General features: G+C 62.7%; 21 protein-coding genes. 15 read left to right on the forward strand and 6 right to left on the reverse strand.

Annotated features, from left to right (window positions below):
* The first annotated feature begins 155 nt into the window (after nucleotides 1-155).
* The 15 genes from BBX50_RS00355 (at nucleotide 156) to ureG (ending at nucleotide 10869) form a co-directional block, all read left to right on the forward strand.
* The gene (locus tag BBX50_RS00355) at nucleotides 156-1166 is read left to right on the forward strand and encodes an alpha/beta hydrolase (protein WP_065773338.1); all 1011 of its coding nucleotides are present in this window, start codon (nucleotides 156-158) and stop codon (nucleotides 1164-1166) included.
* A 151-nt stretch (nucleotides 1167-1317) separates the two neighbouring features.
* On the forward strand, nucleotides 1318-2292 hold the full coding sequence (locus BBX50_RS00360) for a D-glycerate dehydrogenase (RefSeq protein WP_065773339.1): 975 nt from the start codon (nucleotides 1318-1320) through the stop codon (nucleotides 2290-2292).
* Nucleotides 2293-2494: 202 nt separating this feature from the next.
* Nucleotides 2495-3328 (forward strand): urease accessory protein UreD, encoded by an 834-nt coding sequence (locus tag BBX50_RS00365; RefSeq protein WP_065773340.1) that lies wholly within the window; start codon nucleotides 2495-2497, stop codon nucleotides 3326-3328.
* Between the two features lie 124 nt (nucleotides 3329-3452).
* On the forward strand, nucleotides 3453-3755 hold the full coding sequence (locus BBX50_RS00370; protein WP_065773341.1) for an urease subunit gamma: 303 nt from the start codon (nucleotides 3453-3455) through the stop codon (nucleotides 3753-3755).
* A gap of 65 nt (nucleotides 3756-3820) precedes the next feature.
* Complete coding sequence (locus BBX50_RS00375; protein ID WP_065773342.1) at nucleotides 3821-4075, forward strand: DUF1272 domain-containing protein; 255 nt, start codon at nucleotides 3821-3823, stop codon at nucleotides 4073-4075.
* Nucleotides 4076-4085: 10 nt separating this feature from the next.
* Entirely contained in the window at nucleotides 4086-4391 is a 306-nt protein-coding gene (locus tag BBX50_RS00380) for an urease subunit beta (protein WP_065773343.1), read from the forward strand.
* Nucleotides 4388-4801, forward strand: coding sequence for a lysozyme inhibitor LprI family protein (locus BBX50_RS00385; RefSeq protein WP_065773344.1), 414 nt, complete (start codon nucleotides 4388-4390; stop codon nucleotides 4799-4801). The genes BBX50_RS00380 and BBX50_RS00385 overlap by 4 nt, the downstream gene beginning before the upstream one ends.
* A 3-nt stretch (nucleotides 4802-4804) precedes the next feature.
* Complete coding sequence (locus BBX50_RS00390; protein ID WP_065773345.1) at nucleotides 4805-5449, forward strand: Urease operon accessory protein; 645 nt, start codon at nucleotides 4805-4807, stop codon at nucleotides 5447-5449.
* Between the two features lie 3 nt (nucleotides 5450-5452).
* On the forward strand, nucleotides 5453-7165 hold the full coding sequence (gene ureC, locus BBX50_RS00395) for an urease subunit alpha (RefSeq protein WP_065773346.1): 1713 nt from the start codon (nucleotides 5453-5455) through the stop codon (nucleotides 7163-7165).
* Between the two features lie 17 nt (nucleotides 7166-7182).
* Nucleotides 7183-7854, forward strand: coding sequence for a TIGR02117 family protein (locus BBX50_RS00400; protein ID WP_065773347.1), 672 nt, complete (start codon nucleotides 7183-7185; stop codon nucleotides 7852-7854).
* A 181-nt stretch (nucleotides 7855-8035) separates the two neighbouring features.
* On the forward strand, nucleotides 8036-8575 hold the full coding sequence (locus tag BBX50_RS00405) for a peroxiredoxin (protein ID WP_065773453.1): 540 nt from the start codon (nucleotides 8036-8038) through the stop codon (nucleotides 8573-8575).
* Between the two features lie 172 nt (nucleotides 8576-8747).
* Entirely contained in the window at nucleotides 8748-9044 is a 297-nt protein-coding gene (locus BBX50_RS00410; RefSeq protein ID WP_065773348.1) for a putative quinol monooxygenase, read from the forward strand.
* 2 nt (nucleotides 9045-9046) lie between these two features.
* Nucleotides 9047-9511 carry an urease accessory protein UreE gene (gene ureE / locus BBX50_RS00415; protein WP_065773349.1) on the forward strand — a complete coding sequence of 155 codons (465 nt, stop codon included), beginning with the start codon at nucleotides 9047-9049 and terminating at the stop codon, nucleotides 9509-9511.
* Nucleotides 9504-10175, forward strand: coding sequence for an urease accessory protein UreF (locus BBX50_RS00420; protein WP_065773454.1), 672 nt, complete (start codon nucleotides 9504-9506; stop codon nucleotides 10173-10175). Before ureE ends, BBX50_RS00420 begins: the two co-directional genes overlap by 8 nt.
* An 82-nt stretch (nucleotides 10176-10257) precedes the next feature.
* Nucleotides 10258-10869 carry an urease accessory protein UreG gene (gene ureG, locus BBX50_RS00425; protein WP_065773350.1) on the forward strand — a complete coding sequence of 204 codons (612 nt, stop codon included), beginning with the start codon at nucleotides 10258-10260 and terminating at the stop codon, nucleotides 10867-10869.
* Nucleotides 10870-10917: 48 nt separating this feature from the next.
* Here the strand turns inward: ureG and BBX50_RS00430 are convergent, their stop codons facing one another.
* The 6 genes from BBX50_RS00430 to BBX50_RS00455 all read right to left on the reverse strand — a co-directional run bounded on the left by BBX50_RS00430 (nucleotide 10918) and on the right by BBX50_RS00455 (nucleotide 19622).
* Nucleotides 10918-11598: a Crp/Fnr family transcriptional regulator gene (locus BBX50_RS00430; RefSeq protein ID WP_065773351.1), complete on the reverse strand. Its 681-nt coding sequence runs from the start codon at nucleotides 11596-11598 to the stop codon at nucleotides 10918-10920.
* Nucleotides 11599-11736: 138 nt separating this feature from the next.
* A complete protein-coding gene (locus BBX50_RS00435) occupies nucleotides 11737-15054 on the reverse strand; it encodes an efflux RND transporter permease subunit (RefSeq protein ID WP_065773352.1) in 3318 nt (1105 codons plus the stop codon).
* Between the two features lie 14 nt (nucleotides 15055-15068).
* Nucleotides 15069-16256, reverse strand: coding sequence for an efflux RND transporter periplasmic adaptor subunit (locus BBX50_RS00440; RefSeq protein WP_065773455.1), 1188 nt, complete (start codon nucleotides 16254-16256; stop codon nucleotides 15069-15071).
* A gap of 525 nt (nucleotides 16257-16781) precedes the next feature.
* The gene (locus tag BBX50_RS00445) at nucleotides 16782-17774 is read right to left on the reverse strand and encodes an ABC transporter substrate-binding protein (protein ID WP_065773353.1); all 993 of its coding nucleotides are present in this window, start codon (nucleotides 17772-17774) and stop codon (nucleotides 16782-16784) included.
* 97 nt (nucleotides 17775-17871) lie between these two features.
* A complete protein-coding gene (locus tag BBX50_RS00450) occupies nucleotides 17872-18741 on the reverse strand; it encodes an ABC transporter permease (RefSeq protein WP_065773354.1) in 870 nt (289 codons plus the stop codon).
* Entirely contained in the window at nucleotides 18738-19622 is an 885-nt protein-coding gene (locus BBX50_RS00455) for an ABC transporter permease (protein WP_065773355.1), read from the reverse strand. Before BBX50_RS00455 ends, BBX50_RS00450 begins: the two co-directional genes overlap by 4 nt.
* Nucleotide 19623 lies beyond the last annotated feature (1 nt).

A 19623-nucleotide genomic window follows, 5' to 3' on the forward strand; every position in this document is an offset into this window, starting at 1 on the left:
CAGGATCGCGATATAAATGTTTGTGCACGATCTAATCGATAGCGATGCAAAGTTCGGGCGAGTTCATCCGTTTCTTCGCTCATATATATCGCGCACGATTTAATCGCTAAATATGGAAAAGCGCGGTGTGACCGCAGACAAAAAGGAGCCGTTCCATGAGCAAGGCAGTCAGCAAGGTCGAGACCGACAGCATCTCCCGCCGCAACGTACTTTCGGCCGCCTTCGGCGCGGCAGCAACCGCAGCAGCCGTTCACGCCGTCGGCACGCCGGCCAGGGCCGCATCCGCATCGACATCAGCCGCCGCTGCGTCCGGCCGGGAAGGCGCAAGGACCGTGGGCAGCCGCATCATCACCCGCGACGGCGTCGAGATCTACTACAAGGACTGGGGGCCGACGGACGGCCCGGTCGTCGTGCTCAGCCACGGCTGGCCGCTGTCGTCGGACAGCTGGGAGGCGCAGGCCTTCCACCTCGCCAACAACGGCTTTCGCGTCATCACCCATGATCGCCGCGGCCATGGCCGCTCGTCGCAGCCCTGGGACGGCAACGACATGGATCATTATGCCGACGATCTGGCCGATCTCATCCATGCGCTCGATCTGAACGGCATCTTCCTTGCCGGCTTTTCCACCGGCGGCGGCGAGATCAGCCGCTATATCGGCCGCCATGGCACCGGCCGCGTCGCCAAGGTCGGGCTGATCTCGGCGGTGCCGCCGTTGATGGTCAAGACCGATAGCAACCCCGGCGGCCTGCCGAAGGAGGTGTTCGACGGCCTGCAGGCGGCCAGCCTCAAGGATCGCTCCAAGCTCTACCGCGACATCGCCTCGGGTCCGTTCTTCGGCTTCAACCGGCCGGGCGCGGTCGCCTCGCAAGGCATGATCGACAGCTTCTGGCTGCAGGGCATGACGGGCGGCCACAAGAACACCTATGACTCGATCGTCGCCTTCTCCCAGACCGACTTTACCGAGGACCTGAAGAAGTTCGACGTGCCGACGCTGATCATCCATGGCGACGACGACCAGATCGTGCCGATCGATGCGGCGGCGCGCGCCGCGAAGACGCTGGTGCCGCATGCGGACCTCAAGGTTTATGCCGGCGCACCGCATGGCATCACCGACACCCACAAGGACCAGCTCAACGCCGACCTGCTGGCTTTCGCGCGGTCGTGAACTAAGAAGTTCGCTTCGTCGGTACGAAGGAGGCGCCGGAGTCGGCGCCTCCTTTCTGCTTTTTTGTAATAGCTGTTTCGTCTGCCGGAATGGCTGTCGCTGAGCGTCGTTTCGTGCACTATCTCCCGACGATTCTGATCCGGAGGCAGGCATGAGTTCGAAACCCCGCATTCTCGTCACCCGTCGTTGGCCGATGGCGGTGGAGCAGGTGCTTGCCGAACGCTTCGACACCACCTTGAACGAACGGGATGTACCGATGACGGCCGAAGGGCTGGCCGATGCGCTTCGGAGCTATGATGCCGTTCTGCCAACCGTCTCCGATCGGCTTCCGGCGGAACTCTTTGAAGGCGGCGGCATCCGGGCGAAAATCCTCGGCAATTATGGCGTCGGCTACAACCACATCGATGTCGCGGCCGCCAAGGTCGCCAATATCGTCGTCACCAATACGCCAGGTGTTTTGACCGACTGCACGGCCGACATTGCCATGACGCTGCTGCTTGCCGTTGCGCGCCGGGCAGGTGAGGGCGAGCGGCAGGTGCGGGCCGGCGAATGGAGCGGATGGCGGCCGACCCACATGATCGGCAGCAAGGTCACCGGCAAGACGCTCGGCATCATCGGCTTCGGCCGCATCGGCAAGGCGATGGCCAAACGCTGTCATTTCGGCTTCGACATGGATGTCGTCTTCTACAACCGCTCGCGCATCGACCCGGCCGAGGCGAGCCGCTACGGCGCCCGTCAGTTGGACACCGTGGAGGATGTGTTGAAGGCCGCCGACTTCGTGTCGCTGCATTGCCCCGGCGGCGGCGAAAACCGGCATCTGATCAACACGGAACGGTTGGCGCTGATGAAGAAGGGGGCCTATCTCGTCAACACGGCGCGCGGCGACGTGGTCGACGAAGCGGCATTGATCGCCGCACTTGAGAACGGCGTCATTCGCGGCGCCGGCCTCGATGTCTTCGAGGCGGAGCCGAACGTGCCGGAACCCCTGCGCAGGCTCGAGAATGTCGTGCTGTTGCCGCATCTCGGCAGCGCTACGGAGGAAACCCGCGTCGCCATGGGCATGAAAGTGGTCGATAACGTGACGGCATTTTTCGAGGGGCGCATGCCGCCGGATCGGGTGGCTTGAGGGGATGCCTCTTTCCTGCGCAATGCCTGCACGAAAATTCAGCGCATTGACGATTTTCTTAGCAAAACAATAACTTGACTTGTCGTTCCACGATGCGGACGATAGCGCCACTTGCTGCCGCGTCCTTGCGTGCGGGAGCAAGGCGGCCGGCTCCGGGCGGGGACGGTGTCAAAGTTTGGAAGGCTTCGCTCGGCTAACGAAAATGAACAATGCGGCAATCATCGCCCCGCAGCGGGCCTGGGGTAGGGGACGGCTGGTCGCAAAGGCCGCGCTCGGCCAAAGCCGCATTGCCGAACTCTACCAGGAAGGCTGTGCCAAGATCCGACTGCCGAAGACCTTTGACGCCTCCATGGAAGCGGTGCTGATCAACTCCTCCGGCGGGCTCACGGGCGGCGATCGCATGGTCTGGGAGATTGCCGCTGGCGCCGGAACGGATGTGACGGTGACGACCCAGGCCTGCGAAAAGATCTACAAGGCGAGCGCCGACACGGTCGGCGTGACCACCCGCATCGAGGTTGCCGCCGGCGCGCGCGTCGATTGGCTGCCGCAGGAGACGATCCTGTTTGACCGCGCATCGCTGTCCCGCTCGCTCGAGGTGGATTTGGCCGCCGATGCCACTTTCCTCGCGGTAGAGGCGGTTCTGCTCGGACGCAAGGCGATGGGTGAGGCGGTGCATGAAGGACTTTTTCGCGATCGCTGGCGTATCCGCGTTGAAGGCCAATTGCTGCACGCGGACAATCTCTCGCTCGCGGGCGCCATCGCCACTCTCGGAGCACGGCCGGCGGTGCTCGACGGCGTGGCAGCCTTTGCGACGCTCATCTATGTCGGTGTCGACTGCGAGGCCCAATTGCAGCGTCTTCGGTCGTTGCTTGAGGGCGAGCGTGGTGTCGGCGTCAGCCACGTGCAGGTGGGCGGTCGCGACAAGCTGATTGCGCGCTTCGCAGCACCTGACGGCTTCGCCCTCAGAAAAATCCTGATCCCGGTTATTTCGCACTTGCGCCTGCAGAAAACAGTGCCGAAAGTCTGGGTTCTCTAGGGCCATTTTATGTGTTTCAGCGAAACAGTGACATGATCCCGCATCTTGAAACCACGCAGTTCCAGCTGGAGAAACGCTTGATTTTCCTGGAACTGCCTCATCCACGAACAACCGGTGACCCCGCATGAATCTGACTCCGCGCGAAAAGGACAAGCTATTGATTTCCATGGCGGCGATCGTCGCGCGCCGACGTTTGGAGCGCGGCGTGAAGCTGAACCATCCCGAGGCGATTGCGCTGATTACCGACTTCGTCGTCGAGGGCGCGCGTGACGGGCGCTCGGTCGCCGAACTGATGGAGGCGGGCGCCCAGGTCCTGACCCGCGATCAGGTCATGGAGGGCATCCCGGAGATGATCCATGACATCCAGATCGAGGCGACGTTTCCTGATGGTACCAAGCTCGTCACCGTGCACGAGCCGATCCGCTGATACGAGGCCCAGTGCGTGCGGTCGTTCTGCCGTCGCTGTCACAACAGAAGATCTGAGAGGCAAACATGCTGGCTTTGCGCCCAAACTGCGAATGCTGCGACAAGGACCTGCCGCCGGATAGCCGCGAGGCGATGATCTGTACGTTCGAATGCACCTTCTGCGTCGATTGTGCTGAAGGCACGCTTGGTGGCACCTGCCCGAATTGCGGCGGTGAGTTCACCCGTCGCCCGGTTCGCCCGGCGGCGCTGCTCGACAAGTACCCGGCCTCTACCGAGCGCGTGCTGAAGCCGCAAGGCTGCGCTCACGCCAACGCTGCTTGAGGAGAAAATCATGATCCCGGGAGAAATCATTGCCGCCGCCGGCGAGCTCGAACTCAACGCCGGCCTTGAGACCACGACCATCGACGTCGCCAATAGCGGCGACCGCCCGATCCAGGTCGGCAGCCACTACCACTTCGCCGAAACCAATGCCGGACTGCAGTTCGACCGATCGGCCGCCTATGGCAAGCGCCTGGATATCCCCGCCGGCACCGCCGTGCGCTTCGAGCCCGGCCAGACGCGTCAGGTGACGCTGATCCCGCTTTCCGGCAAGCGCGAGGTTTACGGGTTCCGCCAACAGGTGATGGGCAAGCTATGAGGGCAGCGGCTCTGGTCCTCGGCCTGCTCCTCGTCTTTGCCGCGCCGGCATTCGCCGAGGAAGAAGCGAAGGTGGATTGTGCACGTGCAACGGCTCAGCCGGATCTGAACGCATGCGCCTATCAGGAATACGAGGCGGCAGATACCGAGCTGAACAGGGTCTACAAGCAGGCGATGACGGCGGTGCACACCATCGACAACGAGCGCGACGGTGCCGATGTCGGCGCTGTCGAGGCGTTGAAGAAGGCGCAGCGGGCCTGGATCACCTATCGTGATGGACAATGCGAACTGGCCGGATTCCAGGCGCGCGGCGGGCAGGCCGAGCCGATGCTGGTCTCGGGATGTCTTTCCGAGCTGACACAGAAGCGCACCGCCGAGCTTAAAGAATTTCTCGAAGCGCAGGGGAACTGATCCGTGCAAGGTCGCCGCGTCATCATGATCGTGGGCAATGGCGAGGTTCCTGACGGCGCCGGTGCGACGATCGACGCCGCGGATATCGTCGTGCGTTTCAATGATTGCCGTTCCGTCGGCGCCGGTGGCCAAAAGACCGATATCGTTGCCGTCTGCAACACCGGGCGTCCCGGGCTCGCCATGCTCGGCGGCGGTCGCTGGAAGACGAATGCCGCCGTCCGGCAGGCGCGCGAGATCTGGTGCGTGCGGACAGGTGCGAGATTTGCCGCGATGCGGGCCGGGCTTGCCGAAACCCATCCGGATCTCGATGATTTCTGTGACGACTATACCGTCGGCTTCGAGAGCTTCAGCCGTTCAACCGGCCGGAGCTTTCGCATCGTACCGGTGGCTGTGCACGATCAGGTGGATCGCGATCTCGCCGGCTACGCGCCCGATCGTTACGTCGTTCCGTCGAGTGGCATGATCGTCATCGCCGATATCCTCGCACATCTCGCAACACCTGTTGACGATGTCGTTCTTGCCGGCTTCGGCCATGTCGGCTGGTTATGGCATCCCTTTGCGGCAGAGCGCCGCTATGTCGACGCGCTGGCGGCGAGCGGCCGCCTTCGCCGCCTCCATCCATTTTCTTCTTCGTCCCAAGGAGCCTGAACCATGCCCTACAAGATGTCGCGCGCGGCCTATGCCAACATGTTCGGCCCGACGGTCGGCGACAAGGTGCGGCTTGCGGACACCGAACTCTTCATCGAGGTCGAGAAGGATTTCACCACCTATGGCGAGGAGGTGAAGTTCGGCGGGGGCAAGGTCATTCGCGACGGCATGGGGCAGAGCCAGGCGACGCGCGCCGAGGGGGCTGTCGACACGGTCATCACCAACGCGCTGATCGTCGACCACTGGGGCATCGTCAAGGCGGATATCGGCCTCAAGGATGGCCGCATCGCCGGGATCGGCAAGGCCGGCAACCCGGATACTCAAGCCGGTGTGACCATCGTCGTCGGTCCTGGGACGGAAGTGATTGCCGGCGAAGGCAAGATCGTCACCGCCGGCGGCATGGACAGCCATATCCACTACATCTGCCCGCAGCAGATCGAGGAAGCTCTGGTGAGCGGGATTACCTGCATGCTGGGTGGCGGCGCCGGACCGGGGCATGGGACACTTGCCACCACCTGCACCTCCGGCCCGTGGCATCTTGCCCGCATGATCGAAGCGGCCGATGGCCTCCCGATGAACATCGCCTTTGCCGGCAAGGGCAATGCCTCGCGGCCGGGCGCGCTGGTGGAAATGGTGCTCGCCGGCGCCACCGCGCTGAAGCTGCACGAAGACTGGGGCTCGACGCCGGCGGCGATCGATTGCTGCCTCGGTGTTGCCGACGAATACGACGTGCAGGTGATGATCCACACCGATACGCTGAACGAGAGCGGTTTCGTCGAGGATACGATCGCAGCGATCAAGGGGCGCACGATCCACGCCTTCCACACGGAAGGTGCAGGCGGTGGCCACGCGCCCGACATCATCCAGATCTGCGGTCAGCCGAACGTCATTCCGTCCTCGACCAACCCGACCCGGCCCTATACCAAGAACACGCTGGCTGAACACCTGGACATGCTGATGGTCTGCCATCACCTGTCGCCGTCGATCCCGGAAGATATCGCCTTTGCCGAAAGCCGCATTCGCAAAGAAACGATCGCAGCCGAAGACATCCTGCACGACATCGGCGCGTTCTCGATCATCTCCTCCGACAGTCAGGCCATGGGCCGCGTCGGCGAGGTGGCGATCCGCACCTGGCAAACCGCCGACAAGATGAAGCGCCAGCGCGGGCCGCTGCCGCAGGAAACCGGCGACAACGACAATTTCCGGGTGAAGCGCTATGTCGCCAAGTACACGATCAACCCGGCGATCGCCCACGGGCTCAGCCATGAGATCGGCTCGCTGGAGGTCGGCAAGCGCGCCGATCTCGTCATCTGGAACCCGGCTTTCTTTGGCGTGAAGCCAGACTTCGTTCTGCTCGGCGGCTCGATCGCCATGGCGCCGATGGGCGATCCGAATGCCTCCATCCCAACGCCGCAGCCGGTGCACTACCGGCCGATGTTTGCGGCTTATGGCAAGTGCCGCACGAACTCCTCCGTCACCTTCGTGTCGCAGGCCTCGCTCGACGTAGGGCTGGCCGCCAAGCTCGGTGTCGCCAAGCAGCTCGTGGCCGTCAGGAACACCCGCGGCGGCATCGGCAAGGCGTCGATGATCCATAACAACCTGACGCCGCAGATCGAGATCGATCCGGAGACCTATGAGGTGCGCGCCGACGGCGAGCTGCTGACCTGCGAACCGGCGACGATCGTGCCGATGGCACAGCGCTACTTCCTGTTCTGAGCCCGCAGAGACAAAGCATGAAGCGCGGCCTGAAATGGGTCTTCTACGGCCTGCTGGCCGCGATGCTTGCGGTCGTTCTCGGAACGCTGCTGCCACGGCCGTTGCTGCCGGCGGCCGCCTCTGCTGCAGGGGCAGGGAGCGCGCGCATCCTGGTGCTCTCGGGGCCGATTCACACTGACATCGCGGTGCCCTTGACTGAGGAAACGCGAGCGCGTTTCCGCTTCGTCGAAGCCGCCGGCGTGCCGATCGCGCATCCGCAGGCGCAATGGCTGATTTTCGGCTGGGGCGGGCGTTCCTTCTATCTGGAAACCCCGACCTGGTCGGAGCTGAAGGCGGTGCCGGTTCTCAAGGCGCTGACGCTTGACCGTTCGGTGATGCATGTGGACATCGCCGGTCGGATCATTGAGCCGCAAGCTTCCGTTGCCAGCTTCGACCTGGACGCGGCGGGTTTCGAGCGGCTGCTCGCCTTCATCTCCGATAGTTTTACACGAGACGCCGGTGCTGTCGTTTCGATCGACGGCTTCTCCTACAACGGCAACGACCGCTTCTTCGAAGCCGCGGGCAGCTTCAACGCGCTGTTTGGCTGCAACACCTGGACGGCGCGGGCGCTGCGTCAAGCGGGCTTGAGAACGGGCCTGTGGAACCCCGTTCCGCCGAGCCTGGGGCTCTCTTTGCGCATTCACAATTGACGCTTTGCGTGAGGAATGAGAGCCATGCGGTCACCGCATGGCTGCCATGCCTGCATGTGAATCGGGGCCTTTCGTGCTGCGCCGCAGCGGAAATTCCGATAGGAAAGCGGCTGATCTTTCCTCGGTTACCAGCAATCCTCCCAAGACCTGCCGACCGAGAGCCGCACGATAGGAGATGACGATGCTTGGCAGAAAAGTTCCCGCTGTAACGTTCCGTACCCGTATTCGCGACGAGGCCGTCGGCGGCTCCAATCCGTTCCGTTGGCAGGACGTTTCGTCCGACGATTATTTCGCCGGCAAGCGCGTTGTACTGTTTTCGCTGCCGGGCGCGTTTACGCCGACCTGCTCGACCTACCAGCTCCCGGATTTCGAAAAGCTGACCGCCGATTTCCGTGCCGAAGGCATCGACGAAATCTACTGCATCTCGGTCAACGACGCTTTCGTCATGAACGCCTGGGGCAAGTCGCAGAGCCTTGAAAACGTCAAGCTGATCCCGGACGGTTCGGGCGAGTTCACCCGCAAGATGGGCATGCTGGTTGCCAAGGACAATCTCGGCTTCGGCATGCGTTCCTGGCGCTATGCTGCCGTGATCAACAACGGTCTCGTCGAGCAGTGGTTCGAGGAAGAGGGTTACTCCGACAATTGCGACAGCGATCCCTACGGCGTTTCCTCGCCGCAGAACATCTTGGAGACGCTGAAGTCCGAGAAGCTCGCGGCCTGATGCGGCGAGATCGCTTCCATTCCTGAATTGAGAGAGCCCGAAGATCGGATCCGGTCTTCGGGCTTTTTGTTGTTCGCCCGTGTTGAAGGCGAGCGCCGGAAAGGCCGCCCTGCGACTGGCGTCGAGGCTTTTTCTTGCTACACTGGTGGACATAAAAGGTATCGAGGGTTCAATGGTTTACATAATCGCCTATCTGACCGCGCACCCGGGCAAGGGTGACGAAGTGGTGTCGCTTGCCGCGCCCCTAATTGAGGCGACGCGCCGTGAAGCCGGCTGCATCACCTACGACCTCTATCGCAAGCCCACCGATCCGGACGCGCTCGTGTTCGTCGAAACCTGGAAAGACAAGGCGGCCGTCGACGCGCATTTCGAAGAACCACACCTCAAAGCCTTCCAGGCGGCTATGGCCGATCTGCTCATCGAAGCGCGCATCGAGCTCGTGTCGCCGGAAAAGGTTGAGGTGCTCTAGAGATGCCGTATCGCTCCACCGAGGTCCTGTCTCCGGGGCCAAAGGACAAGACGCCGCTTCACAGCGTGGCGCTTGCGCATGACGCGCGGCATCTCCGCCGCAAGCTGCTGCACCTCGAGAATGACGACGTGGTGATGCTGGATCTCAAGGAAGCGGTGATGCTGGCCGATGGCGACCTCCTGGTGCTGGAAGGCGGCGGCTATATCCGCATTGTGGCAGCACCCGAGGCGCTCTACGAAATCCGCCCGCGCGACCCGCTGCATCTGATCGAGCTCGCCTGGCATCTCGGCAACCGGCACCTGGCGGCGCAGATCGAGACGGGCCGCATCCTGATCAGCCGCGATCCCGTCATCCGCCAGATGCTCGAAGGGCTGTCGGCCGAGGTCCGCGAGGTTTCGGAGCCCTTCCATCCGGTGCGCGGCGCCTACCATGCCGGCGGGCACAATCACGGCCATCACCATGGCTGAACAGGTCAATACCCAGGCGCTGCTTCGCCTTGTAACCTGGCTTTCGCCGGCCTTCCCGGTCGGCGCCTTCTCCTATTCGAGCGGCCTCGAACAGGCCGTGCATGATCGCGTTATCACCGAGGCGGAGGAGTTGCGTTTGTGGCTGGAGACGGTCATCGGTCACGGCTCAGGCTGGAACGACGCGCTGCTCTTTGCCGAAAGCTACCGGGCCGCTGGCGACAGTGCCCGGCTGTTGTTGGTGGCGGAACTTGCAGAAGCGCTCGCCGGAAGTCGGGAGCGGCATATGGAGACCATGCTGCAGGGACAGGCGTTTCTGGCGGCCGCGCGATCGTGGCCACATCCGGTTCTCGACGCAATCGGCGAGACCGCCGCCTATCCGGTCGCGGTCGGAGCGGTTGCCGGCGCCCATGAGACCGGCCTCGAGCCGGCGCTCGCCGCCTATCTCAACGCGTCCGTTTCGAACGCCGTTTCAGTCGCGATCCGTTGCGGCGTGATCGGCCAGCGCGATGGCGTCGGCGTGATCGCCGCGCTCGAACCGGTGATTGCGGCGACGGCAAGTAAGGCGGCTGCCGCCACCCTGGACGACCTTGGCTCGGCCACGATCATGGCGGATATCTCGGCGCTGAAACACGAAACTCTGCATTCGCGGCTCTTCCGCTCGTAACTTTTCATGACTGCGCAATTCCGCACGGAACGTTTCACACTTTTCCCGGGATTGCTTGAGACGACCTCGAAAGGACAACCAGATGGCATCGAAGAACGGCCCCCTTCGCATCGGCATCGGCGGGCCGGTGGGCTCGGGCAAGACGGCGCTGACCGACAAGCTCTGCAAGGCGATGCGGGAGAAATATTCCGTCGCCGTGGTCACCAACGACATCTACACCAAGGAGGATGCGGAGGCGCTGGTGCGCATGCAGGCGCTTCCATCCGACCGCATCGTCGGCGTCGAGACCGGCGGCTGCCCGCATACGGCAATTCGCGAGGATGCGACGATCAACCTGCAGGCGATTGCCGACCTCAATCGCCGCATTCCCGATCTCGATGTCGTTTTCATTGAATCCGGCGGCGACAATCTTGCCGCGACCTTTTCGCCCGATCTTGCTGATTTGACGATCTATGTGATCTCGGTCTGCCAGGGCGAAGAGATTCCGCGCAAGGGTGGACCAGGCATCACCAAATCCGACCTGCTTGTCATCAACAAAAAGGATCTGGCACCTCATGTCGGGGCCGACCTTGATGTCATGCAGCGGGACGCGACGCGGATGCGGGCGGAGAAACCCTTCGTCTTCACCGACATGAAGCGCGGCGACGGCGTCAACCGGATCGTCGATTTCCTGACGCTGCATGGTGGGCTCTGACGCCACCGTGCGCTTCTTTTTCTGACGGCGCAAATAGTCGCTGGCGCCTCAGAAGCGTTCCAGCGCCTGCCGGTCGTGGATCTCGATGATCCGGCCCCTGACGGTTACGCCTGAGCGACGAAGTGCTGAGAACGCGCGCGACAGCGCTTCCGGCGCAAGGCCCAGCTTGCCGGCCAGCACGTTTTTCTGGAAGGGCAGGCGGAAGGAAAAACTGGTGATGCCATCCGGGCAGTTTCCAAGAATGTAGCTCGCGACCCGTTGCGGTGCCGTCAAAAGCCGGTCTTCGGCCAGGCAATCTTCTGCCATTTGCGCATGTCGGCACAGAAGCAGCATCAATGCTTCTGCGATCTCGGGCGTCTGTTCGGCGAGACTGCGCAACTTGCGACTGTCGATTCGGGCGAGCATGGTGGTCTCGATCGCCTGGGCGTTGGCGGTTGCGCGGTTGCCGAGAAACATGGCGCTCTCGCCGAAAAGCTCTCCCTTGGGAAAAACGGCTATATCTGCCTCTCGCCCATCCTTGCCCAACCGATACAGGCGCACCAGCCCCGAGAGCACGAAGAAGACGTGATCGAGCGGTTCGCCCTGGCCAAAGAGAATGTCATGCTCTTCATGGGTAGACACCACGACATCATCGAGAATGGCGCCCGCTGCCGCTGTCGGCAGCTCTTCGAAGAAGCAAGAGCCGAGCAGCACCGCCCGGTCGTTCGCATTCAATCGCAACGTCTTCATCGTACCCGTCCTGCGTAAGTCTCAGGAGCAGGGTAGTGACCCTTTCACGCTGGCGATTTGACCTCGATCAAATTATGACAACAAAAAGCCCGCGCCTGTGGGGCGCGGGTGTCTATGTCGGTGCCTCAGAGCGATCGGCTATTCGGCCGCCAGTGCCGGGTGGTTGATCACCTTTCCGCCGGGCCGCCCCTTGGTCTGTTCGGATTCCAGCGTCCTCAGACGATCCTCCAGCTCTTCGATCGTCTTTCCCTGCTCCTGCGCGAGGCCGGTCAGCGCCTCGCGATCGAGCGGCAGATTCTCTTCATCCTTCTTGCCGACGAAGCGTCCAAAGATGCGGGCAAGCAGCCGCGACAGGTCGTCCATGATCAGGAAGAACGACGGCACGATCACAAGGCTCAGCACCGTCGAGACGATGATGCCGCCGATCACGGCGATCGCCATCGGCGCGCGGAAGGAGCCGCCTTCGCCGACGCCGAGCGCCGACGGCAACATGCCCGCCGACATGGCGATCGAGGTCATGATGATCGGGCGGGCGCGCTTGCGACCGGCCTCGATCATAGCCATCTGGCGGTCCATGCCGTGGTGCATCATCTCGATACCGAAGTCGACGAGCAGGATCGCGTTCTTGGTGACGATGCCCATCAGCATCAGGATGCCGATCAGCACCGGCATCGACAGCGCGTTCTGCGTCAGGATCAGCGCCGCGGCAACGCCACCGATGGCGAGCGGCAGCGAGAACAGGATGGTGAAGGGCTGGATCACGTCCTTGAACAAGAGGATCAGTACGACGAGCACCAGCATGAGGCCGAGCAGCATGGCATTGCCGAAGCTCTGCTGCATTTCCGCCTGAACCTCGGCGTCGCCGCTTTCGAGGAACTCGACGGACTTCGGCAGTTGGGCCTGTCCGGCGATCTGCTTGAAGCGGTCGGAGGCGGTATTGAGCGCGACACCGACCGGCAGGTCCGCCCCAAGCGTCACGACGCGGTTGCGGTCGTATCGCTTGATCGAGCTCGGGCCCTCCGAATAGTTGATGTCGGCGACGCTCGAGAGCGGCACTGTGGCGCCCGAAGCGGTCGTGATCTTCAGGTTGCGGATCGCGGCGATATCCGTGCGGAAATCGCGGTTGATCTGCACGCGGATCGGGATCAGGCGGCCGTCGAGCGCGATCTTGGTGAGCGCTGCGTCGATGTCGCCGATGGTGGCCACACGGATCACCTCGGAAATCTGCGCCGTGGTGATGCCGAGACGCGACATCTGCTCGTCACGCGGACGGATCTGCAGTTCCGGGCGGGGAAGTGCGCCGTCCGGGCTCACATTGGCGAGCAGCGGATCGCTGCGCAGCTTCGCCTCCAGTGTCGCCACCGCCTGGTCGAGATCGGCCTCGTTGTTGGAGAGCAGGTTGAACGCGAGATCGCGCTCACCCCGGTCGTTGAGCTTGATGACCCGAACATCCGGTATGTCGCGGACGCGGGCGAAGATTTCCTTCTCGATCTGCGACTGCGGCACGATGCGTCCGGCCGGCGGTATTTTCGGCAAATAGGCGCCGATCAGCGGCGTTCGGCCGATGACGTCATTGACGATCTTGTTCAAGAGCGAGTGGTCGAGCTTCTTGAGCAGCACCGTTACGGTCGCGCGGCGCAGTTCCAGGTCGCCCTTCGGCGAGGCGCCGCCGAGGACAAATATGTTGTCGACCCCGTCGATATCCTTGACCCGGGTGTAGATCTCCGTCGTGGTGCGGTCGGTATCCTCGAGCATGGCGTCCGGCGGCAGTTCGATCGACAGGCTCACACGCGAGGCGTCTTCCGGAGGCAGGAAGCTGCCCGGCACATAGAGGACGAGTGCGATTACCGAGCCGACCGAGAAGGCGATTGCCGCAAGAAGCGTCAGGTAGCGCGTGTACCAGTGCTTCGTTGTGACGACCACGAGGCGCGTGTAATGGCGCATCATGAAGCCGTCCTTGTCATGGTCACCGCTGCCTGCGTCCGACGGGCGCATCAGGTAGGCGGCCATGACGGGCGTGATCAGGCGGGCGACCAGCAGTGAGAAGAACACCGCGACGGCAACCGTCAAGCCGAACTGAATGAAGTACTGGCCCGGAATGCCCGGCATGAAGGAGACCGGCACGAAGACGGCGATGATCGTAAACGTCGTTGCAATGACTGCCAGGCCGATCTCGTCGGCCGCCTCGATCGAGGCGCGGTAGGGCGACTTGCCCATATGGATGTGCCGCTCGATGTTCTCGATCTCGACAATCGCGTCGTCAACGAGGATACCGGTGGCAAGCGTCATGGCGAGGAAGCTGACGAGGTTCAGCGAGAAGCCGAGCAGGTCCATGATCCAGAAGGTCGGGATCGCCGAAAGCGGCAGCGCAACGGCCGAAATCAGCGTGGCGCGCCAGTTGCGGAGGAACAGCATGACAACGATGACGGCGAGCAGCGCGCCTTCCATCAGTGTGTGCAGCGCCGCCTCATAGTTACCGTAGGTGAAGTAGACGGAATCGTCGACCATCTCGATGGTGACGTCGGGGTTGGCCGCGCGGATCTTTTCAAGCGAAGTAGCGACGGTTTCAGCGACGCTGACTTCGGAGGCGCCCTTGGCGCGGAAGACCGCGAAGGTCACGCCGGGATTGCCGTTGAAACGCGAGAAGGAACGCGGTTCCTCATAGGTGTCGGTGACCGTTCCGAGGTCGGAAAGGCGCACGAAGCGACCGCTTGGCACCGAGATCATCGTATTGGCGAGCTGGTCGACGTTACGGGTGTCGCCCAGCGTGCGGATCGCCTGCTCGCTGCCGCCGACCTGGCCGCGGCCGGAGCCGAGGTCCATGTTCATGCGCCGGAGCTGGCCGTTGACGTCGGCGGCGGTGATGCCGAGCGAGTTCAGCTTGTCTTCGTTGAGTTCGACACGAACTTCCCGGTCGGCGCCGCCATAGCGGTCAACCCGGCCAATACCCTTCTTGCCCTGGATCTCGCGCTTGATGACGTCGTCCACGAACCAGGAGAGTTCTTCGAGCGACATGCCGGGTGCAGAAACCGAGAACGTCTGGATCGCCTGACCTTCCACGTCGACCTTGGAGACGATCGGCTCCTCGATCGAGGTCGGCAGGTCGCTGCGGATGCGGTCGATCGCATCCTTCACGTCCTGAACCGCCTGGGTGGTCGGCACCTCCATGCGGAAGATCACGGCGGTCGTCGAGGTGCCGTCATTGATCGTCGACTGGATATGGTCGACACCGGTGACGCTGGCGACCGCGTCCTCGATCTCCTTGGTGACCTGCGTTTCAAGCTCGGCCGGCGAAGCGCCGCTTTGCGCGACGCTGATCGAGACGATCGGAACGTCGATGTTGGGGAAGCGGGTGATCGGCAGCGATACGAAGGACTGGTAGCCCAGTACCATCAGCACGACGAAGAAGAGGATCGGAGCGATCGGATTGCGTATGGACCAGGCAGAGAAGTTCATGGTCACTTTTCCTGTCAGTTTGTCGCTGGTTGCGCTGACTTGACGGGGTTGATGCGGTCGCCGTCGCGGACATAGGCGCCGGCCCTTGCCACGACCTCCTCACCGGCGGTCAGTCCTTCGAGGACCTCGACGAACTTGCCATCGGAAATCCCTGTTTTGACCGGCAGGATGCGGATGACGCCGTTTTCGACCTTGCGAACGATGGTGCGGCCGTCCTCGTTGGTAACCGCCGTTTGCGGCAGGACCACCGCCTGTTTCTGTTCGGCGGTTATCAGCGCGCTCGCATACATGCCGGCGCGGGCCTTGGCGGTGTCGTTGAGGCTGATGAAAACCGTGCCGAGGCGGCTGACCGGATCGACGGTCGGAGCGATCAGGCGGATCGATCCTTCCACCTTGGCGTTGCCGCCGGCAAGTGTCACGGTCGCGGGCTGGCCGACCGCAAGCTTGATGATATCGGCTTCGGCGACGTCGGCCTTCATCTCGATGGCGCCGTCGCGGATCATTGCGAAGAGCGGCTCGTTGCTGCCATTGGCAATCGCGCCGATCTTGGCGTTCTTGGCGGAGATCACGCCGCCAACGGGGGCCTTGACCTCGGTGCGGGTCAGGCGGAGGTCGATGTCGTCGATCTGCGCCTGCGCCACCTTGATGTCTGCATTGGCGACAGCCACAGCCTGCTCGGCGGAACGGACCCGCGCTTGCGTCGCAATGGCGAGCGCCCGGACCCGGTCGGCCTCGGCCGTCGAAACGGTGCCGTTCTTAGAGAGCCCTGCAGCGCGATCGCTGACCCGCCTGGCCTCGTCGTTGTTCGCCTTGGTTTCGCTGAGCTGGGCGTTCAGCTGCGCCAGTCCGGCATCGGCCTTGGCAAGGGCAGCTTCGAGCTCGCTCTTGCGCAAGCGAAGCGCATCGTCGTTTAGAACCACGAGCACGCTTCCCGCTTCGACCTTGTCGCCGACATCGACATTGAGCGAGCGGATGGAAAGACCATCGACCATCGGGGCGACATAGACCTGCTCGACCGCCTGTATGGTGCCGGTCGCAACGACACGGTCGCTGATCGGCTGGTCGACTGCGGCGGTCACAACGATGGAGGGAAGGTTCGCTGTCGGCGCCGGTTGCGTGGCTTCGTCGGCCCGAACCGGCGAAAACGAACCAAACGTCATCGCAGCGCACAGGCTGAGAAGGGGCAGTACTTTTTGAGCCATTGGCTTCACAGTCCCGGCAATGGAAACAACATCGAGCGGATCGCCGCTCAAGGCAGCATCCACGGGCAATCAGGCTATTTTATCACGCCGCCATCACGCCCGGGCGATCGCACGGGAACAGGAAATGGCGTTTTCCTCACTTCGCGTTCCGCGTGCACGGTATCAGACCGTAGACGCGGGCGGAACTGGGACCGGTTACCGCAGGCAATGCATCAGGAAAATGGTGTCCTCCGTCATGCCTGCCTCCAACAAACATCGCCGCCTATGTAATCTCGGGTCCTTGCACTTACAAGGTGCACGAAGCGGTGGTGCCTCAATATTCCGTTCGTTCTGCGGTTATGGTTGCGATCTTGACACGATCTTGACGATCGCAAGCAACGGTAGCGTCGTTGCTTGTCGGAATACCTACCCCCACGCCCGGTACCCGGCGGCAACTTGGCGGATGCGAACGACCGCTAAGAAAACGGAAGAGGGTCGCACGATTACCCGTCGTGCGACCCTCTCTTGCTATGAAGCCCGATGGTCCTATTTCAGTGCGGCGTCGGTGACCTCGTGCGTAAAGGCGCCCTCAGGCTCCTTGGAGATCACGGGATCGGAACCGCCCGAAAGCAGAGACTGCACCGTGCGCTTGTAGTCGGCCTCGTCGAGCGCGCCGTTCGAGCCGGCCGTGAGCTTGGCGATTTCGCCCATCATGCGCTTCTGGTGTTTCTCCGTCTGGGCGCCGGTGGAGTCGTTTTCAAGAACGATGCCGGCGGCTTCGTCCGGATTGGCTTCTGCGTATTTCCAGCCCTTCATCGAGGCGCGCACGAACTTGACCATCTTCTCCTTGAAGGCGGCGTCCTTGAGCTTGTCTTCCAGCACGTAGAGACCGTCTTCCAGCGTTGCCACGCCCTGGTCCTCGTACTTGAAGGTGACGAGATCGTCGGGCTTGATGCCGGCGTCGATGACCTGCCAATACTCGTTGTAGGTCATGGTGGAGATGCAGGCCGCCTGCTTCTGGATCAGCGGGTCGACGTTGAAGCCCTGCTTCAGGACCGTCACGCCGTTCGGTCCGCCGTCGGTCGGGATCTTCAGGTGCGACATCCAGGAGAGGAACGGATACTCGTTGCCGAAGAACCACACGCCAAGCGTCTGTCCCTTGAACTTGTCGGGGCTGGTGACGCCGGTTTCCTTCAGGCAGGTCAGCATCATGCCCGATTTCTTGAAGGGTTGGGCGATGTTGACGAGCGCCACGCCCTTTTCGCGGGTGGCGAGCGCCGAGGGCATCCAGTCGACGATGACATCGGCGCCACCGCCGGCAATCACCTGAGCCGGGGCGATATCCGGACCGCCGGGCTTGATGTCGACGTCGAGGCCTTCCTCTTCATAGAAGCCCTTGTCCTTGGCGACATAGTAGCCGGCGAACTGAGCCTGGGTCACCCATTTCAGCTGCAGCGTCACCTTCTCGGCAGCTTCAGCCTGGAACGCTGCGAGCGAAAAGACGCCTGCGGCGAGAAGCGATGCAAGTCTTTTGTTCATGTTAGTTCCCTCTTGTTTTTGCTTCATTTTCTTTCAACTGCGCAATTTCCGACGGAAAACCGTTTCACACTTTCCTGGAATTGCTCAGGCAGTTTTGTCAGGCGCGCCCTCCGCGGATGGAAGGATGCCAGAAGGTGACGGCACGCTCGACGAGTGCGACCACCCCGTAGAAGGCGGAGCCTGCCACCGCCGCGACGGCGATTTCGGCCCAGACCATGTCGACATTCATGCGTCCCACTTCCGTGGAAATCCGGAACCCCATGCCGACGATGGGGGTTCCGAAGAACTCGGCGACGATGGCGCCGATCAGCGCCAGCGTCGAGTTGATCTTGAGCGCGTTGAAGATGAACGGCCAGGCGGCCGGCAGGCGCAGCTTGACGAGCGTCTGCCACCAGGACGCGGCATAGGTGCGCATCAGGTCGCGCTCCATGTGGCTGGCGGCGGCAAGGCCGGCGACCGTGTTCACCAGCATCGGGAAGAAAGTCATGATGACGACAACGGCGACCTTCGACTGCCAGTCGAAGCCGAACCACATGACCATGATCGGTGCGACGCCGATCACAGGAAGGGCCGAGACGAAGTTGCCGAGCGGCAGCAGGCCCTTTTGCAGGAAGGGCGAGCGATCGATCAGGATCGCGACGGCGAAGCCGAGCCCGCAGCCGAGCGTGTAGCCGATCAGAACGGCCTTCAGGAACGTCTGGCGGAAGTCGGCGCCAAGCGTCGGCAGCGAATTGATCAGCTTCTGCCAGATCATCGAGGGCGCCGGCAGCAGCACCGACGGGACCTGGAAGCCGCGCACGATGCCTTCCCAGAGGACGAGGATGGTGATGCCGAAGATCAGCGGCACGGCAAAGCGCGCGGCACTGTTGGCGGCATCGCTTTGGAACTTCTGCCGCACCAGCCACTCGTTGAAGGCCCAGGCGGCGAGCCAGAAGATGATCGCCGCGGCGAGGACGGTAAGGTTCATGGCTTGGCTCCCATGCGCTTCAGGACGGCCGTGTGGGCGAAGCCGACAATCATGACGAGGACTGCTGCAAGGGCCGCTGCCATGAACAGCGCTGCCCAGATCTGCACCGTCTGGCCGTAGTAGGAGCCCGCAAGCAGACGGGCGCCGAGGCCGGCGACGGCGCCGGTCGGCAGCTCGCCGACGATCGCGCCGACAAGCGAGATGGCGACGGCGACCTTCAGCGAGGTGAAGAGATAGGGCATGGACGACGGCCAGCGGAGCTTCCAGAAGGTCTGCGCCGAGGAAGCGTTATAGGTGTGCATCAGGTCGAGCTGGATCGCTTCGGGACTGCGCAGTCCCTTCACCATGCCGACGACGACGGGAAAGAAGGACAGGTAGGTCGAGATCAGCGCCTTCGGTAAGAGCCCGGAAATGCCGATGGCGTTCAGGACGACGATGATCATCGGCGCGATGGCGAGGATCGGGATCGTCTGGCTGGCGATGACCCAGGGCATCAGCGAGCGGTCCATGGCGCGGTTATGCACGATGCCGACCGCAAGCAGGATGCCGAGTGCTGCACCGATGCCGAAGCCGAGCAGGGTTGCCGAGAGCGTGATCCAGGCGTGATAGACGAGGCTGCGCTTGGAGGTGATTGCCTTGTTGAAGGTGGTGTCCCAGATTTCGGCGATCACCTGATGCGGCGCCGGCAGCACCGGGCGTTCCTGCGCCATGGTGTTGCGCGCGATTTCTGAGAAGGTGATCTCGGTGCCGGCGCGCGCCGCCGTGTCGCGCTCGAAGGGGGCGTTGAGGAAGACGACCGCGGCATACCAAATGGCGATCAACAACAGGACGACGGTGCCGACCGGCAGCAACTTGTCCCTGAGGAAGCTTGGTTCCTGCATC

The organism is Ensifer sp. LC11 (genome assembly GCF_001695835.1).
In the GTDB taxonomy this organism is placed as follows: Bacteria; Pseudomonadota; Alphaproteobacteria; order Rhizobiales; family Rhizobiaceae; genus Ensifer.

Bases quoted from the DNA above. Each gene is read 5' to 3' on its own strand.
- BBX50_RS00450 (WP_065773354.1), bottom strand. From the start codon at position 18,741: ATGAACCTTACCGTCCTCGCCGCGGCGATCATCTTCTGGCTCGCCGCC.
- BBX50_RS00355 (WP_065773338.1), top strand. From the start codon at position 156: ATGAGCAAGGCAGTCAGCAAGGTCGAGACCGACAGCATCTCCCGCCGC.
- BBX50_RS00405 (WP_065773453.1), top strand. From the start codon at position 8,036: ATGCTTGGCAGAAAAGTTCCCGCTGTAACGTTCCGTACCCGTATTCGC.
- BBX50_RS00410 (WP_065773348.1), top strand. From the start codon at position 8,748: ATGGTTTACATAATCGCCTATCTGACCGCGCACCCGGGCAAGGGTGAC.
- ureG (WP_065773350.1), top strand. From the start codon at position 10,258: ATGGCATCGAAGAACGGCCCCCTTCGCATCGGCATCGGCGGGCCGGTG.
- BBX50_RS00375 (WP_065773342.1), top strand. From the start codon at position 3,821: ATGCTGGCTTTGCGCCCAAACTGCGAATGCTGCGACAAGGACCTGCCG.
- BBX50_RS00455 (WP_065773355.1), bottom strand. From the start codon at position 19,622: ATGCAGGAACCAAGCTTCCTCAGGGACAAGTTGCTGCCGGTCGGCACC.
- BBX50_RS00435 (WP_065773352.1), bottom strand. From the start codon at position 15,054: ATGAACTTCTCTGCCTGGTCCATACGCAATCCGATCGCTCCGATCCTC.
- BBX50_RS00385 (WP_065773344.1), top strand. From the start codon at position 4,388: ATGAGGGCAGCGGCTCTGGTCCTCGGCCTGCTCCTCGTCTTTGCCGCG.
- BBX50_RS00365 (WP_065773340.1), top strand. From the start codon at position 2,495: ATGAACAATGCGGCAATCATCGCCCCGCAGCGGGCCTGGGGTAGGGGA.
- BBX50_RS00430 (WP_065773351.1), bottom strand. From the start codon at position 11,598: ATGAAGACGTTGCGATTGAATGCGAACGACCGGGCGGTGCTGCTCGGC.
- BBX50_RS00445 (WP_065773353.1), bottom strand. From the start codon at position 17,774: ATGAACAAAAGACTTGCATCGCTTCTCGCCGCAGGCGTCTTTTCGCTC.
- BBX50_RS00420 (WP_065773454.1), top strand. From the start codon at position 9,504: ATGGCTGAACAGGTCAATACCCAGGCGCTGCTTCGCCTTGTAACCTGG.
- BBX50_RS00440 (WP_065773455.1), bottom strand. From the start codon at position 16,256: ATGGCTCAAAAAGTACTGCCCCTTCTCAGCCTGTGCGCTGCGATGACG.
- BBX50_RS00400 (WP_065773347.1), top strand. From the start codon at position 7,183: ATGAAGCGCGGCCTGAAATGGGTCTTCTACGGCCTGCTGGCCGCGATG.
- BBX50_RS00370 (WP_065773341.1), top strand. From the start codon at position 3,453: ATGAATCTGACTCCGCGCGAAAAGGACAAGCTATTGATTTCCATGGCG.
- BBX50_RS00360 (WP_065773339.1), top strand. From the start codon at position 1,318: ATGAGTTCGAAACCCCGCATTCTCGTCACCCGTCGTTGGCCGATGGCG.
- BBX50_RS00380 (WP_065773343.1), top strand. From the start codon at position 4,086: ATGATCCCGGGAGAAATCATTGCCGCCGCCGGCGAGCTCGAACTCAAC.
- ureE (WP_065773349.1), top strand. From the start codon at position 9,047: ATGCCGTATCGCTCCACCGAGGTCCTGTCTCCGGGGCCAAAGGACAAG.
- ureC (WP_065773346.1), top strand. From the start codon at position 5,453: ATGCCCTACAAGATGTCGCGCGCGGCCTATGCCAACATGTTCGGCCCG.